The sequence below is a fragment of the Rhizobium sp. RSm-3 genome, assembly GCF_001854685.1.
GTDB classification, from domain to species: domain Bacteria; phylum Pseudomonadota; class Alphaproteobacteria; order Rhizobiales; family Rhizobiaceae; genus Rhizobium; species Rhizobium ecuadorense.
Genome location: NZ_MAWZ01000059.1, coordinates 209,338 through 223,881, shown reverse-complemented (window position 1 = coordinate 223,881; position 14,544 = coordinate 209,338). Strand labels below are relative to the sequence as shown.

General features: G+C 62.9%; 12 protein-coding genes. 8 read left to right on the top strand and 4 right to left on the bottom strand.

The window, feature by feature from the left end:
- Nucleotides 1-3 precede the first annotated feature (3 nt).
- The 4 genes from BBJ66_RS31210 to tssH all read right to left on the bottom strand — a co-directional run bounded on the left by BBJ66_RS31210 (nt 4) and on the right by tssH (nt 5,441).
- Complete coding sequence (locus tag BBJ66_RS31210; RefSeq protein WP_071093016.1) at nt 4-936, bottom strand: hypothetical protein; 933 nt, start codon at nt 934-936, stop codon at nt 4-6.
- Nucleotides 937-946: 10 nt separating this feature from the next.
- Entirely contained in the window at nt 947-2,029 is a 1,083-nt protein-coding gene (locus BBJ66_RS31205; RefSeq protein ID WP_210293460.1) for a hypothetical protein, read from the bottom strand.
- A gap of 131 nt (nt 2,030-2,160) precedes the next feature.
- Entirely contained in the window at nt 2,161-2,637 is a 477-nt protein-coding gene (locus tag BBJ66_RS31200; RefSeq protein WP_003575677.1) for an Hcp family type VI secretion system effector, read from the bottom strand.
- Between the two features lie 41 nt (nt 2,638-2,678).
- The gene (gene tssH, locus BBJ66_RS31195) at nt 2,679-5,441 is read right to left on the bottom strand and encodes a type VI secretion system ATPase TssH (protein ID WP_071093014.1); all 2,763 of its coding nucleotides are present in this window, start codon (nt 5,439-5,441) and stop codon (nt 2,679-2,681) included.
- Between the two features lie 230 nt (nt 5,442-5,671).
- Here tssH and tssA point away from each other — a divergent pair, with 230 nt between their 5' ends.
- The 8 genes from tssA to tssG all read left to right on the top strand — a co-directional run bounded on the left by tssA (nt 5,672) and on the right by tssG (nt 14,536).
- Nucleotides 5,672-6,736 (top strand): type VI secretion system protein TssA, encoded by a 1,065-nt coding sequence (gene tssA, locus BBJ66_RS31185; RefSeq protein WP_083335671.1) that lies wholly within the window; start codon nt 5,672-5,674, stop codon nt 6,734-6,736.
- A 79-nt stretch (nt 6,737-6,815) separates the two neighbouring features.
- Complete coding sequence (gene tssB, locus BBJ66_RS31180; RefSeq protein WP_049732063.1) at nt 6,816-7,340, top strand: type VI secretion system contractile sheath small subunit; 525 nt, start codon at nt 6,816-6,818, stop codon at nt 7,338-7,340.
- A gap of 129 nt (nt 7,341-7,469) precedes the next feature.
- The gene (gene tssC / locus BBJ66_RS31175; protein ID WP_049732064.1) at nt 7,470-8,951 is read left to right on the top strand and encodes a type VI secretion system contractile sheath large subunit; all 1,482 of its coding nucleotides are present in this window, start codon (nt 7,470-7,472) and stop codon (nt 8,949-8,951) included.
- 70 nt (nt 8,952-9,021) lie between these two features.
- Complete coding sequence (gene tssC / locus BBJ66_RS31170) at nt 9,022-10,410, top strand: type VI secretion system contractile sheath large subunit (RefSeq protein WP_071093008.1); 1,389 nt, start codon at nt 9,022-9,024, stop codon at nt 10,408-10,410.
- Nucleotides 10,407-11,237 (top strand): type VI secretion system accessory protein TagJ, encoded by an 831-nt coding sequence (locus BBJ66_RS31165; RefSeq protein WP_071093006.1) that lies wholly within the window; start codon nt 10,407-10,409, stop codon nt 11,235-11,237. The genes tssC (BBJ66_RS31170) and BBJ66_RS31165 overlap by 4 nt, the downstream gene beginning before the upstream one ends.
- Nucleotides 11,230-11,739: a type VI secretion system baseplate subunit TssE gene (tssE, locus tag BBJ66_RS31160; protein ID WP_071093004.1), complete on the top strand. Its 510-nt coding sequence runs from the start codon at nt 11,230-11,232 to the stop codon at nt 11,737-11,739. Before BBJ66_RS31165 ends, tssE begins: the two co-directional genes overlap by 8 nt.
- A complete protein-coding gene (gene tssF / locus BBJ66_RS31155) occupies nt 11,732-13,513 on the top strand; it encodes a type VI secretion system baseplate subunit TssF (protein ID WP_071093002.1) in 1,782 nt (593 codons plus the stop codon). Before tssE ends, tssF begins: the two co-directional genes overlap by 8 nt.
- 21 nt (nt 13,514-13,534) lie before the next feature.
- A complete protein-coding gene (gene tssG / locus BBJ66_RS31150) occupies nt 13,535-14,536 on the top strand; it encodes a type VI secretion system baseplate subunit TssG (protein ID WP_071093000.1) in 1,002 nt (333 codons plus the stop codon).
- Nucleotides 14,537-14,544: the final 8 nt, after the last annotated feature.

Here is a 14,544-nt window from a genome sequence, read left to right as displayed (position 1 = left end):
CGATTACTGCTGCTGTTGCGGCCGAGGATGGGTTTTGAGATAATCCGCCAGTGCCTGGAAAAAGTGCCCCAGCATGTCGGTATTGGCCTGATTGGAGGCCTGCTTGTAACTTTCGACCAGCGCGCCGCGCTTGGCCTTTCCGCCCGCACTTCGATAGAAATCCGTCAGCACCGACAGATCTTCCGGCGACAGGGTGGCGAGCACTAGGGTAAGCCGCGTCTTTTCGTTCGCCCGCGCTATGTCCTTGGGAACCGGCTTCTCGTTCTCGCTTTTCGAACGCAGCGATGAGATCACGCTCTTGATCTCGGATTTGAGCTTGTCCTCAGAAGCGGACGCCAATGTCCCGGCAGCGGTATTGGAAAGGGCCTCAAGCGAGAGATACATCAGCTGCGCGGTGAAAGCGGATTCCACGGCAAGATCTGGGCCGGCCATCAGATCGGCAAGCTCTTTGATCCGCGGGCCGTCAGCCGGATCGGCAAGACGCCTTTCGATATCTTTGCCCGCTGCCTGATCCTGCGCCTGGTACATGCGGGCAATCTTTGCCTGCCCCTCTTTCAATGCCGCTGCCGCTTTGGCGAAAGCCTTGGGGTCGGCAGCATCACCGCCGGCCGCACCGATGGCTTTCGATATTTCGGCAAGCATGCTGTCAGCATTGAAGGAAGACCGTGCAGCCGCTTCAAGCAGGGGCCGCGCCTGGGAGGTCTCGGGGATGCCCCGGTCGGTGGCGGCCTTAGAAACATCTTCGACAGCGGCGGGCGTGCCGGAAAGGCGCGAAGACACCTCCTCGATCTGAAGCAGGGATTGATCGGTGGAGTCGGACGCCCCGACCATCCCGGCAGCACTTGCCGCCATGACGCAGGCGAGAGCGGCGGCCGCCAGCGGCCATCGCATACGCCGCGCCAATCCGGATGGCTTTAGAAGACCCGTCAACAGCATCGGCACCGCCTTATATCATCCTGACATCGGTGAGCTGCTTCGGTCGCGCTTCGGTGGAAAGGCGGTTGATGATCTGCTCCGCCTTCACCATCTGCGTGCTGCCAGTGGGGTCGATCAGCAGCTTTTCGGCAAAATTCTGCTCGGGATAGAAGGAGGAATTGCCGGTAAGGCGGCTGAGCGTGTTTATGCGCTCGCGGACGACCGATCCGATATTGTCGTATTCGACACGCTGCCCGGGTTCGAAAGGCTGCAGCGGCCGGCCGATAAAGCGGGGCGAAGTGGCCTTCGGATAATCCGATGCCGAGGGCATCTGCGGAATGGCGTTCTTGCTGTATTGGATATCCCGGCCGGCGCCGCCGACGGTCCCGCCGGTAGCCGGAACGTAGGTCACGAGCTTGTCGGAATCCAGAACGGCGCTCATGTAGAACAGGAGCTCCATCTTCTGGGAGAGGCGGTTTTCGTCCACCCGCCGGCTCTCCGGCGGGTTGCAGAACGGCGTCTTGCCGACCAGATCGGCAAGCCTGGATTTGTTGGCCTCGCTGATCGAATTGTCGTGCTGCACGCCCCTGACGAACTCATGTACGCAGATGTGGTTGGTGTCGATGAAATCCCTGATCCGCGTCATGAAATTGAGCGCGGTCGGCGCAGAGGCGATCGACGCGCTGCTCGTCAGTTTCTCGGCAGCGCTGGTCACCTGCTTGTTGGCAAGTTTCTTGGCCTCGTCGAGCACACCGCCGAGCGCAAACATCACCGGCTTGCTGTTGGCGGCGGCATGCATCAGGTCGAAGGTGCGGTTGAGGTTGTTGTTGCAGATCACACTCAGCGCGGCGCGGCCCGCCAGCACACGCACCGAGGTGGTGGCAAAGGCGGCCATCATGATGCTGCCGGTCAGGACCGACGCGGAAAACACGAAGAGCTCGGCCAGCATCCGGTCACGGGCCTCCTGGGCTTTCGTGGTTTTCTGGAAATTGTCGATGGCGAGATCGTAAGCCCTGACATAGGGACTGGCGACGTTCGTCTCCCATTGGGATTTGTATTTGGGCAATTCCACAAGAATATCGTTCAAACGATCAATTGCAGCCGACACGATCATCTCCATTGTCCAAAGCGCAAAAATGTCTCTCGAAAACAGCCTGCTTCATCGCCTGCTCCGGGTGGGGGAAGGCAACGGAAATATGGGCGCAGTGCCAGCGGCAAGGCTGGCACTGCCGATATTGAGAAGCCTTAAGCGGCCTTGGTGGTCGCGAGATCGTAAGAGGCGATCATCGGCGACTGCGGCGAGTGCTTGTCGTCGTAAGGCGTGTACTTCACTTCCATCTTGGTGAAGTTCAGCTTGATCGTCTCGACGGGGCGGTCACCGTTGGAATCGATCGAGTAGCTGGCGATCAGCGTGTTCTCGAGCGAATATTCGATGTAGGTGTCGCCCGGATTGCCGGTCGTGACCAGATGGATGACGGAGCGCTTGCCGGTACGGCCCGAGCAGGCCTCCTGGAAAAGCTTGGTCGACGAGGAGTCGCTGACCTTGGTGAGGATCACTTCCGAAACGGTCGGCTCGGAAGCTTCGCGGTTTGCCGCCGAACCCGCGGAGGTGTTCATGTTGCGGGCGACATTCCAGTGGATGGCTTCGATATCCATCCACTTGCGATGCTGTTCGTGGGTAGCATCGCCCTGGATACCGTCGATCTGAAGATAAATCGGCATTCTGTAAGCTCTCCTGTTGGCGGTTGAGTGCCTAGTTGCGTCTAAGGCGTAGTTGCCTTTCTTCTTCCTGCTCCCCGAGTGCGCTTGCGGCTCGGGGCTACTTCATCCGACAACCGGCTTTCCCCCGGCGTGTCGAATTTCTGCGGGGCAGCCTCTTCGGCATCGAGCCCGAAGCGTTGCCCGTCATATCCGATGGTGATCCCCGTCATTTTCTTCCCCGCCGCGACGGCATCGAGGAAAAACGTTGAAAGAACGGGCAAGAGGTCGCGGGCGATCATCACCTCGATCGCGCGGGCGCCCATCTCGCTGGTGCGCGCGCGCGAAATCAGCGCATCACGGGCCTCCGGCGACAGTGAAAGCGCCGTTCCGTATGTGACGCCGACCCGCTCGCGGATGCGGCCGATCTGGATATCGACGATGCCGGACAGCGTCTCGGGTCCAAGCGGCATGAAGGGCATCACCATCGTGCGGCCGAGGAAGGCCGGCTTGAAATGCTTCTGCAATTCCGGCAGCAGCAGCGCTTCGAGCGCCTCGCCTTCCGGCATGGTGTCGGGATCGGCGGAAAGGGCGGCGATCATTTCCGAGCCGGTATTCGCCGTCATGACGATGGTGGTGTTCTTGAAATCAATGTCCCGGCCTTCGCCGTCGCGCAGCGTTCCCTTGTCGAACACCTGGTAGAAGATTTCCTGAACGCCCGGATGCGCCTTGTCGATCTCGTCGAGCAGCAGCACGCCGTAGGGCCTGCGCCGCACCGCTTCGGTGAGCACGCCGCCTTCGCCGTAACCGACATAGCCGGGGGGCGAGCCGAGGAGCATGGAAATCTTATGCTCCTCCTTGAACTCGGACATGTTGATGGTCGTCAGATACCGGCTGCCGCCATAGAGCATGTCGGCAAGCGACAGCGCCGTTTCGGTCTTGCCGGTCCCGGACATGCCGGTGAGCAGGAAAACGGCCGGCGGCCGGCGCGGATCGTTAAGCCCGGCGCGGGCCGCCCGCATGGCCGAAGCAATCCGTTCGATCGCCGCGTCCTGGCCGAGCACTCTTTCTTTCAGCCTGATATCGAGCGTCTTGACCGTCTCGATCTGGTCGGCGAGCAGTTTGCCCAAGGGGATCCCGGTCCAGCGGGCGACGACGGCGGCAACGACTTCCTTGTCGACGACGCGCGGCAGCAGCGGCGTCTGGTCCACCACCGCCGCAAGGCTCCGTTCGGTTGCGGCAAGGGCTGCCCGGGCGCTTTCGGCGGTCATCGCCTGCGGCGGGAAAGGCGCCACATTCGTGCCGTCGCCTGAATTGTCGGCCGGCGCCAGCGGGGTGACGGCGTCGTCCGGCGAGAAGAATTCCTCCAGCCGGTCGGCCTCGCGGACCAGCCGGTTTTCTTCGTCGAATTTCGACCGGAGCGCTTCGATTTCCGAGACGATCTCCTGCTGCTTGGCGGCGATGCCTTCCAGGCGGGCGCGCTTTTCCGGCGTCTCCGGTTCGCGTGCCAGCCAGTTTGCCTCGGCTTCCAGAAGATCACGCTCGTCGGTCAGCAGCTTCAGCGCCTCCGGCACCGTCTGGCGCGCCAGCGCCACGGCGGCAGCGGCCGTGTCGATCAGGCTGATCGCCTTGTCGGGAAGCTGCCGGTCCGGGATATACCGCGCCGAAAGCCGGACGGCGGCGACGATCGCCTCGTCGCGGATGCGAACCTTGTGATGGGCTTTCAGGCCTTCCGCCACGCCGCGCAGCATGCGGATCGCCGCCTCCTCGTCCGGCTCGCGGACATGCACGGTCTGGAAGCGGCGGGTAAGGGCGGCGTCCTTCTCGATGAAGCGTTTGTATTCGCTCCAGGTCGTCGCCGCGATCGTGCGCAGTTCGCCCCGCGCCAAAGCCGGCTTCAGGATATTGGCGGCATCGCCCTGCCCTGCCTGTCCGCCGGCGCCGATCAGCCCATGCGCCTCGTCTATGAACAGGATGATCGGCTGCGCGGAAGTCTTCACCGCATCGACGACGCCATGCAGCCGCCGCTCGAACTCGCCTTTGACGCCGGCGCCGGCCTGCAGCAAGCTGAGATCCAGGAGCAGCAGCTTCACATCCTTCAGCCGGGCCGGCACGTTGCCGCCGGCAATCTCCAACGCCAGCGCTTCGGCCACCGCGGTCTTGCCGACGCCCGCTTCGCCGACGAGGATCGGATTGTTCTGCCGCCGGCGCATCAGGATATCGATCACCTGCCGCAGCTCGCGGTCGCGCCCGATGACCGGGTCGGTGCGGCCGGCGCGGGCATCCGCGGTCATATCGCGGGTATAGAGCCGCAGGAATTCATTATCTCCGGCCGCCACGGCCGGCACGGAAAGCGGTTCCGACGGATCGGATGCCGCCTGCACCAGCAACCGATCGAGCATGGCTCTGTCGAGATTACGCAGCGATGGGGCAATGCCGCGGATAAGCGCACGCAATGCCGGATCGCTCAGCAGTGCAGCAAGCAGATCGGCAAGCAGCACGACATTGCGCCCGCATTGCAGCGATGCAACCAGAAAGGATTCGCGGCCAAGAGCCAGCAGGTTGGGCGAGAGCGCAAGTGCGGCGCCATCCTCCCGCGCGATGTCGGCGATTGCCGCATCGAGCTCGGTCCGCAGCGCCGCGGAAGAGACTCCGAGGTCTTCGAAAACGGCGGAAAAGCCCGCAATATCAAGCAGGGAGCGCAGCCAGTGGGCGATGTCCACGACAGCGTGCTGGTGACGCACGGCAAGCGAAGCCGCTGTCTCAAGACCGACACGTAGATTGGGCTCAAGCGTTCTTATCAGACGATTGAGATCGATATGGGACATCCGTTAGTCCTGTTTTTACGTCGAAATTCAGCGCGCTCTCGTGATGCGAAGAAACAACTAGGGCGCTCATAAACCCTTGTCCAGAAGAAAAACAACTCTATTTTAAAAAATGAGCATATCGAAATTCGTCATAAATCCGTCATCATCCGGAGATGGTTGACAAGCCAATACAGGCCGCCCAAAATGCGAAATCTCTGCAGGATGCTCTTATTTTTGAGGTATTTAACCGCGTGAACGTCGACGAAATTATAGACCCACTTGAGAAAGACCGCCCGTGCGGAGAAAACGTGCGAATTAATACTTCGTCTCGTGAAATATACTATAGAATTAAGGATGCAAGAAACGCCGCCCGTACAGCCGAACGTAGTATTTCCCCCGGTGACGTTATTTCGCTTGCACCTGCCTGGCACGATGTTAGCAATCTTGGATTGCAAATCCTTTCTTCCAAAAGCAAGGATATCGAAGTATTGGCCTGGCTTGCGGAGGCACAGTTGCGGCTGCGCGGCTTCTCAGGATTGCGCGACGTTTACGTTGCAACCGCGTCGCTTTTGGACAAGTATTTCGACGCTTTGCATTCGATTGGGGACGGCGATTTCGAGGAACGGTTCGCGCCCTTCGCAGGCCTCAACGGCGTGGGCGGCGAAGGCACCCTCATCCAGGCTATTCGTTTGACATCGTTGATCCCGGACGGGAAGTTCGCACAATTTTCGCTTTGGGATTTCCAGCTTTCGCAGCGGCCGAACGAAACCGAACGGCGCAAGGAATTGCAGCAGGCAGCAGCAGAAGCCGGTGTCGCTCAGATGTCAGCCTATCTCGGAGTGCTGACCGAGTGCATCGCCGCTTTCGATCGCATGGTCGAAATACTTGACCAACATTGCGGCGACCAGGCGCCGCCGAGTTCGAATACACGCAATGCTTTGCAGGAGGCCGCATCTGCAATCCGGATGATCGCCGGGCTCGAAGCTTCGCCGGCCATACCTGAAACGCCTGCTGCGCAAGGGCTGGAGCCGCGGCAGACAGGCGATGCCGGTGAGGCCGAGGCCGTTCGCACGCGGCCTGTCGGCGCTGAGGCGATTCGGTCGCGGGAAGAGGCCTTCGAACTTCTGATCGCCGTTGCGCGCTATTTCCGCCGCACGGAACCCCATTCGCCGATCTCCATGTCGATCGAGACGCTGGTGCGTCGGGGCCGCATGGATTTTTCCGAGCTTCTTGCCGAGCTTCTGCCCGAACAGCACACACGCAATGCCGTGCTGACGGCGGCCGGCATTCAGCCCGCAACCGACAAGGGAGGCTAGCGGATTACGGCCGGGCTTTCCGGCCGCAATCCGAAGCACCTCAATTCGCAATCCGCCGATGAGACGAAGGAGAGCCTCGATGGCAAGTGTGCATGAGAAACTGGAACGGGTTCGCAAGCCGCGGGTCCACATCAAATACGAAGTCGAAACCGAAGGCGCGATGGTGGTGAAGGAGCTGCCTTTCGTCGTCGGCGTGCTCGGCGATTTCTCCGGCAACCCGACGCAGCCGCTCAAGGCTTTCGGCGAGCGCAAGTTCGTGCAGATCGACCGCGACAACTTCGACGACGTCATGCGCCGCATGACGCCGGGTCTCACCCTCTCGGTCGAAAACACCCTGGAGAAGAACGGAACCGAGCTGCCGGTTTCGCTGAAATTCGAAAGCATGGCCGATTTCGAACCCGGCGCGGTCGTCGATCAGGTGCCGGCGCTGAAGGCCCTGCTCAACGCGCGCAACCAGCTGCGCGACCTGATGAGCAAGGCGGACCGCTCCGACGAACTCGAGCGCCTGCTGGAAGACATCCTGCAGAACAAGGCCGATCTCTCGCAGCTGGTGGCCCAGCTTGGCGGCGGCAAGTCCGAAGAGACGAAGGACGTACTGAACTGAGTGTCTGGGATCGCGGGCCGATCGCGGCCCGCGCGCTCAATTCCTGAAAAGTCGTTGTCCGGCGCGGCCCCTTTTGAAGGGAACCCCTCATGCTTCGAGGGCCGCCGCTTTCGCAAAAAGGATCGATAGATGACTGCTGAAACGCAATTGCAGACAAAGGAAGAGGCAGGGTTCGCGCCTGATGAGAACCTGCTCTCGAAGGTCGTTGCGGCAACCCGCCAGACCGAGCCCGACCGTGCGCAGGATCTGCTGCGCACGCTGACCGACCAAGCCCTCAAGGGCACCGTCACCTATGATCGCAATCTGACGATCACCCTGAACAATGCCATTGCCGAGATCGACAAGGCGATCTCGAGCCAGCTTGCGGCAATCATGCAGTCGCCTGAGTTCACCAAGCTCGAAGGCGCTTGGCGCGGCTTGAACTATCTGGTCAAGAACAGCGAGACCAGTGCCAATCTGAAGATCCGCGTGCTCAACGCCTCCAAGCGCGATGTCGCCAAGGATCTGGCCAAGGCCGTCGAATTCGACCAGTCCAGGCTTTTCAAGTCGGTTTATGAAGACGAGTTCGGCACACCGGGCGGCGAACCGATGGGCGCGCTGATCGGCGATTATGAATTCGACAATTCCTTCGACGACGTCCAGCTTCTGCAGGGCGTGTCGATGATCGCGGCCGCCGCCTTCGCGCCGTTCATCTCGGCCGCCAGCCCGCGCATGTTCGGCTTCGAGGATTTCCGCGAGCTCGCAAAACCGCGCGATCTCGAAAAGATCTTCGAGACGGTGGAATATGCCAAGTGGCGCAGTCTGCGCGAGAGCGACGATTCCCGCTTCGTGACGCTCGCCATGCCGCGCGTGCTGGCCCGCATGCCCTACGGGCCGAAGACCAGCCCGATCGAGGAGTTCAATTTCGACGAGACCGGCGGTTCCAAGACCGGCGAACTGCCGCACGGCTCCTACTGCTGGATGAACGCGGCCTATGTCATGGGCACGCGGCTGACCGAAGCCTTCGCCAAGAACGGCTGGTGCACGGCCATTCGCGGGGCTGAGAACGGCGGCAAGGTCGAGGGCCTGCCGATGCACATCTTCTCCAGCGACGACGGCGACCTCGACCTGAAATGCCCGACCGAAGTCGGCATCACCGATCGCCGCGACGCCGAACTCGGCAAGCTCGGCTTCCTGCCGCTCTGCCACTACAAGAATACCGACTATGCCGTATTCTTCGGAGCGCAGACCGCGCACCGGCCAAAACTCTACGACCGGCCCGAGGCAACCGCCAATGCGGCCGTTTCCGCTCGCCTGCCCTATATGATGGCGACCTCGCGCTTTGCGCATTACCTCAAGGTGATGGGCCGCGATAAGATCGGCTCCTTCATGGAAGCGGAAGATTGCGAGGCCTGGCTCAATCGCTGGATCTCCAACTATGTCAACGCCAATGACGACGCCGGCGAGGAGTCGCGGGCGAAATATCCGCTGCGCGAGGCAAAGGTCACCGTCCAGGAAATTCCCGGCAGGCCGGGTGCCTACAATGCCGTCGCCTGGATGCGCCCGTGGCTGCAGATGGAGGAATTGACGACCTCGCTGCGCATGGTCGCCCGGATTCCTTCGAAGAACTGATGACATCAGGGTCCGGCGCGGCTGAAACCGCCGCGCCAAACTCTTCCGAAACATTTGGTCAGGTCGAACGATGGGTTCCAGCACTGAATGGCGGCGCCGGGCGGATCAGCTGATTACGCTGATCGACGAGGCACTGAACAGGCAAGTCAATGCCATCCTCCACCATCCCGATTTTCAGGCGATGGAGGCGAGATGGCTGGGCCTTGCCATGCTCGTGCGCGAGGCAAGCCGCAGCGGCGAGGTGAAGGTCAAGCTGCTCAGTGTCAGCTGGCGCGAGCTCGCGCGCAGCATGGAGCGCGCCAGCGACTTCGACCAGAGCCACCTCTTCGAACTGATCTACAGCCGCGAATTCGGCATGCCGGGCGGCGAGCCCTTCGGTCTGCTGATCGGCGATTATCATCTTTCTCCCGCCGATCCCGCCGACGGCGATCCCGTCAGCACACTGTCGCAGATCGGCATGGTGGCCGCCGCTGCTTTCTGCCCTTTCGTCGCCGGTGCCGCGCCGTTGTCGATCGGGCTTGAGGACTTTCACGAGCTGAACCGCGTCAGCGACTTTTCCTGGCTCGCCACCGAGACGGCCCGCATCCGCTGGAACAGCCTTCGCGCCAGCGAGGATTCGCGTTTCCTCGGGCTTGCCGCCCCGCGCGTCCTGATGCGCTCGCCGCTGACGCCGCATGCGCGGGGTCGCAACGACGGCTTTCCCTTCCGCGAAAGCATCGCCGCCGATGGCAGTTCGCTCCTCTGGGGCAACGCCGCTTTTGCCTTTGGGACCGTCGTCATCCGCAATTTCATCACCTCCGGCTGGTTCGCCGATATCCGCGGCGTCACGCAGGATGCGGTCGACGGCGGCCTGCTGAGCGCAGCCGAATTGCCGCCTTATGATTTCGGCACGGAGAGCAACGGACTATCCGCCCAGGCGCCGGTGGAAATCCACCTGACCAGCGGCCAGGAGCAGCAGCTCTGCGAGCTCGGCATCATTCCTGCCGCCACCACCTATCTCTCCTCTTCGGCGATCTTCAATTCCAATCAGTCGCTGCATGCGCCGCCGCATTATTCCAACGAGCATGCCCGCCAAAACGCCCGCCTCGCCGCCATGCTGCAATATGTGCTCTGCGCCTCGCGCTTCGCGCATTATCTCAAGGTCATCATGCGCGACGAAATCGGCCAGCTCTCCGATGCGATCTCGATCGAGCGCAAGCTTATGGATTGGCTGACCGCCTATACGCTCGGAAATGACGATGCCGACATCGCCTTGCGCACGCGGTTTCCGCTGCGCTCCGCCGGCATTGGCGTCGCCGAGATCCCGGGCAAGCCCGGCAGCTTCTCCTGTACGGTCCGGCTGCAGCCGCATTTCCAGCTCGATGATGTCGCCACGAGCTTCCATCTCATCGCCGAGACCGCAACCACGGGCCAGATCCTGAGCCGCCCGGTCACTATCCCCGAGAGGATGTCCGCATGACGCTTTCCGCCAGCATCGCCCAATCGCTCAGCGACAATGCCCTTGAGGAGGCGCTCGAAGAGGCCAAGGCGCATCTGAAGGCCAAGCCCTCGGATCAGGAGGCGCGCCATCTCTATATCGATCTTCTCGTGCTTGCCGGCGATTATGAGCGGGCCGACAATCAATGCAGTCTTGCGGCCACGCTTTCTCCCGACGCGACGATGGGCTTCGCCTTGCTGCGCAACGAACTTCGGGCGATGGCGGCACGCGACGCCTGGTTTATGAGCGGCGCCGTGCCGGAATTTCCTCAGGGGCCGAGCAAGCTCGACAAGCTCGCCATCCGCCTCGGCATCGCCCATCGCGACGGCAATGCGGAAGAGACGAGAACCCAGCTCGATGCGCTGGAGAATCTCAGAGGCGAACATCCGCTGATCTGGAACGGCAAGGCGGTCTCCGATTTCCGCGACCTCGATGATCGCACGCCGCACGCTCTCGAAGTCATCATGACCGGCGGCGGCTATCTCTGGATCGACTTCGCCAAGATCGCGGCGCTGTCGATCGAGCCGATTGCCCGGCCGCGTGATCTCGCCTTCCGTCGCGCCGAACTGACGCTGGTCGACGGCGCGGCCGCGTCGGTGCTTCTGCCGGCGGTCTATTACGGCACCGGCAAGGATGCGACGCTCAGGCTCGGCCGCGAGACCGATTGGATCGAAGAACCCACGGGCATCACCACCGGCCGCGGCCAGCGCTGCTATCTCGCCGGTGACGAACTCGTCTCCTTCCACGATACCCAAAGTCTGGAGATCGTACCGGCAGTCCCGGCCGGCCGGCAGGCCGCGCATGGTTGATCCGCTCGAACACTACCGGCTGCGCGACCGCGTCCTTGCCCGCTCGATCCTCGACAGGCTGATCGACGAGGCTCCGGATCGCGCCGTCGATCCGCCGGTGAGCTTCGTCGACCAGGTCCGCGAGGTCAGGGAGGCCATCCGCCGCGATCTGGAGGCGCTGCTCAACACACGGCGCTCCCCGACCACCCCGCCGGCCGCGCTTTCCGAACTGAAGGACGCCCTGGTGAGCTACGGCGTCGACGGCATCGTCTCGGCCAATCTGATGACCGACCAGGCTAAGCTCAGGCTGGCGGCAGCGATCGAGCGGCGGATCGCGCTGTTCGAGACGCGGCTTGCCGATGTCAGGGTGACGATCCTGAAAAGCCGGACGATGACCGAGCGGGCGCTGCGCATGCGCATCCAGGCGACCTTCCGCCTGCATGAAGGCATGCCGCCGATCAGCTTCGAATCGACTATCGATCCGTCGACCCAGCGCTTCCTCGTGGAGGCAGGCAATGGCTGAAGGTTTCCTCCACCGTTACAATGAGGAACTGCTGGCGCTGCGCCGCCGCGCCGCGCGCTTTGCCGATGCCTTCCCGAAGATCGCCGGCCGGCTGCGTATGACCGGCGACGTCGCCGACGATCCGCATGTGGAACGCCTGATCCAGAGTTTCGCCTATTCGGCCGCCCGCGTCCGCCAGAAGCTGGACGACGAATTTCCCGAACTGACCGACGGCCTGCTCGAAACGCTCTATCCGCATTATCTCGCGCCGCTGCCCTCGATGAGCATCGTCAGGTTCCGGCCAAGCGATACGCTCGCCTCCGTCCAGACCGTGCCGCGCCATACTGAGGTGCTGGCAGAGCCGGTGAGAGGGGAAGCCTGCCGCTTCCGCACCACGCAGGACGTCGAGATGGCGCCGATCGAAATGACAGGCGCCAGCCTTTCCGGCCAGCCGATCAATGCGCCGGTTTCGCCCCACGCCGGGGTTGCCGGCTGCCTCCGGCTTTCCATTCGCTCCCTGGATGCCCGAAAGCCTCTCGGCAGCCTCGGCATCAGCCGGCTGCGCCTGCACATTCCCTCCCCCTGGCAGCAGGCGGTGGCGATCTACGAACTGCTTGCCAATCACACGCTCGGCATCGCGCTTGCCAAACATGCCGATGACCGCTCGCCGGTCTTCCTGCCGGCTGGCAATCTCAAGCCTGTCGGCTTCGAGCCCGAAGAGGCGATGCTGCCCTATCCGGCGCCGAGCTTCACCGGCTACCGGCTGCTCACCGAATTTTTCGCGCTGCCCCGGAAGTTTCTGTTTCTCGATATCGACGGACTCGACGCCTGGACGGGCGAGACGCTGGAACTCTTCGTCTATCTCAGGGAAAGCGACGCGAAGCTCGAACGGGCAGTGTCGGTCCGCGATTTCGCCCTCAATGCGACGCCCGTCGTCAACCTTTTTCGCCAGGTCTGCGAGCCGATCGCCATCGACGGCACCCGCACGGAATACCGCCTTCTGCCCGATGCGCGGCGCCAGAAGACCCGCGAGATCTATTCGATCGACCGCGTTCTGCTCACCGGATCGCGCGGCCAGGAGGAGTTCTGCCAGCCGTTCTTCGGACGGTCGCAGCGGGCAGGCACGAGCGCGACCTACTGGCAGGCCTATCGTCGTTTCGACGAAGACGACAGGACCAGCGACATGGATATCGCCTTCGTCGACCGGCAGCGCCGCTCCGCGGGTCCCGTCGATGCGGTCGCAAGCGTCGACACGCTCTGCCTCAACCGCGACCTGCCGGAACAGCTTCCCTTCGGCGGCGGCCATCCCTTCCTGCAGCTTGCCTCCGGCCATGAGGCGGTAGCAGGCGTCGAGGCGCTGATCCCGCCGACGCCCTCGGTGCGGATGAACGACCAGGAAGGCCGGAACTGGCGGCTGATCTCGCATCTCGTGCTCAACCATCTCTCGCTCTTCGACAATGAGGGTGCTGCGCTGAAAGATATCCTGTCGCTCTACGCTTTCCGCGACAGCCCCGAGACCAAGCAATTCGTCGACGCGCTGGTCAGGATCAAGGCCGCCAATTCGACCGCCCGTCTCGGCAGTGGCGGCATGGTACCCGGCACCGAGGTCACGCTGGAATTCGATCCCGCCGCCATCGACCGGCCTTCGGCCTTCCTGTTCGGAAGCGTGCTCGACCGCTTCTTCAGCCTCTATACCTCGGTCAACAGCTTCACCCGGCTCACCATCGGCATGAAGGGACAATCGAGACCGATCGCCCGATGGCCGGCACGCGCCGCCGAACGCCCGCTTCTCTGAGGAAAGGACCGCCAGCCAATCATGGACATGCAAGCCGCCAGCAAGCCAGACGCGCTTACCGACCTGCTCGAACGCGACCCCGGCCGCTTCGAGCCGGTGACGGCTTTCCGCGTCGCGCAGGCATCGGTCGGCGAAGGACGGCTTGACGTCGCCTCCCATGTCGGCGTCTCGCCGGCGCCGCTTGCGGTCAGCGGATACAGCCGCAAGGCCGGCCGCGCCATCGTGCGCAGCGCGCTTGCCGGTCTCGTCGGGGCGCTCGGCTCGATGCCCTCGGCCTATAACGAACTGATCATGCGCGAGGAGCGCAACCGGTCGCGGGCGCTGGCGGGCTTCTTCGACCTGTTCGGCACACGGATGGCGGAACTCTTCACCGATGCCTGCGAGAAATACCGCATCGCCCGGCGGCTGCGCTGGGGCGGCACCTGGTCCAGCAATGCCTTCGTCACCACGCTGCTCTCGCTCACCGGCTTCGGCACCAAGCGGCTGGTCGAACAGAGCGGCGTCGACGAAGAGCTGATCCTGCGTTTTTCCGGCTTCTTCGCCGCGCGCAACCGCAATGCCGTCAATCTCCGCGCCATGCTTGCCGAATTCAGCGGCCTGCCGGTGGAGATCGAATTGTTCCGCGGCCGCTGGCTGGCCATTCCGGCGGAAGAGCGCAGCCGCATGGGTCAGCCGCAGGGCGTCCAGCTTGGCGTCAATGCGACGGCGGGTGCTGCGATCCACGATTTCAGCGGCGGTTTTCGCATCGTCATCGGTCCGCTCGGCTGTGCCGACTACCTCTCGCTCGCACCGGGCGGGCGCGCCATCACCGAGCTCTTCGCGCTGACGCGGCTCTATGTCGGCTCGGCGCTCGAATTCGACATCCAGGCCATCCTGAAGAAGGAGGACGTTCCCTTCTGCCAGCTCGGACAGGCCGGCGATCCGCCGCGCTTGGGCTGGAACAGCTGGGCGAGGATCGCGCCGGCGGCGAAAGACAGCGGCGATGCGGTGATCGTCGAGCGCCTGTCGGCAGAGATGCAGTGAGGGAGGCA

Excerpts from the sequence above, each read along its gene's own strand:
- BBJ66_RS31210 (WP_071093016.1), bottom strand. The coding sequence starts at position 936 with ATGCTGTTGACGGGTCTTCTAAAGCCATCCGGATTGGCGCGGCGTATG.
- BBJ66_RS31205 (WP_210293460.1), bottom strand. The coding sequence starts at position 2,029 with ATGATCGTGTCGGCTGCAATTGATCGTTTGAACGATATTCTTGTGGAA.
- BBJ66_RS31200 (WP_003575677.1), bottom strand. The coding sequence starts at position 2,637 with ATGCCGATTTATCTTCAGATCGACGGTATCCAGGGCGATGCTACCCAC.
- tssH (WP_071093014.1), bottom strand. The coding sequence starts at position 5,441 with ATGTCCCATATCGATCTCAATCGTCTGATAAGAACGCTTGAGCCCAAT.
- tssB (WP_049732063.1), top strand. The coding sequence starts at position 6,816 with ATGGCAAGTGTGCATGAGAAACTGGAACGGGTTCGCAAGCCGCGGGTC.
- tssC (WP_049732064.1), top strand. The coding sequence starts at position 7,470 with ATGACTGCTGAAACGCAATTGCAGACAAAGGAAGAGGCAGGGTTCGCG.
- tssC (WP_071093008.1), top strand. The coding sequence starts at position 9,022 with ATGGGTTCCAGCACTGAATGGCGGCGCCGGGCGGATCAGCTGATTACG.
- BBJ66_RS31165 (WP_071093006.1), top strand. The coding sequence starts at position 10,407 with ATGACGCTTTCCGCCAGCATCGCCCAATCGCTCAGCGACAATGCCCTT.
- tssE (WP_071093004.1), top strand. The coding sequence starts at position 11,230 with ATGGTTGATCCGCTCGAACACTACCGGCTGCGCGACCGCGTCCTTGCC.
- tssF (WP_071093002.1), top strand. The coding sequence starts at position 11,732 with ATGGCTGAAGGTTTCCTCCACCGTTACAATGAGGAACTGCTGGCGCTG.
- tssG (WP_071093000.1), top strand. The coding sequence starts at position 13,535 with ATGGACATGCAAGCCGCCAGCAAGCCAGACGCGCTTACCGACCTGCTC.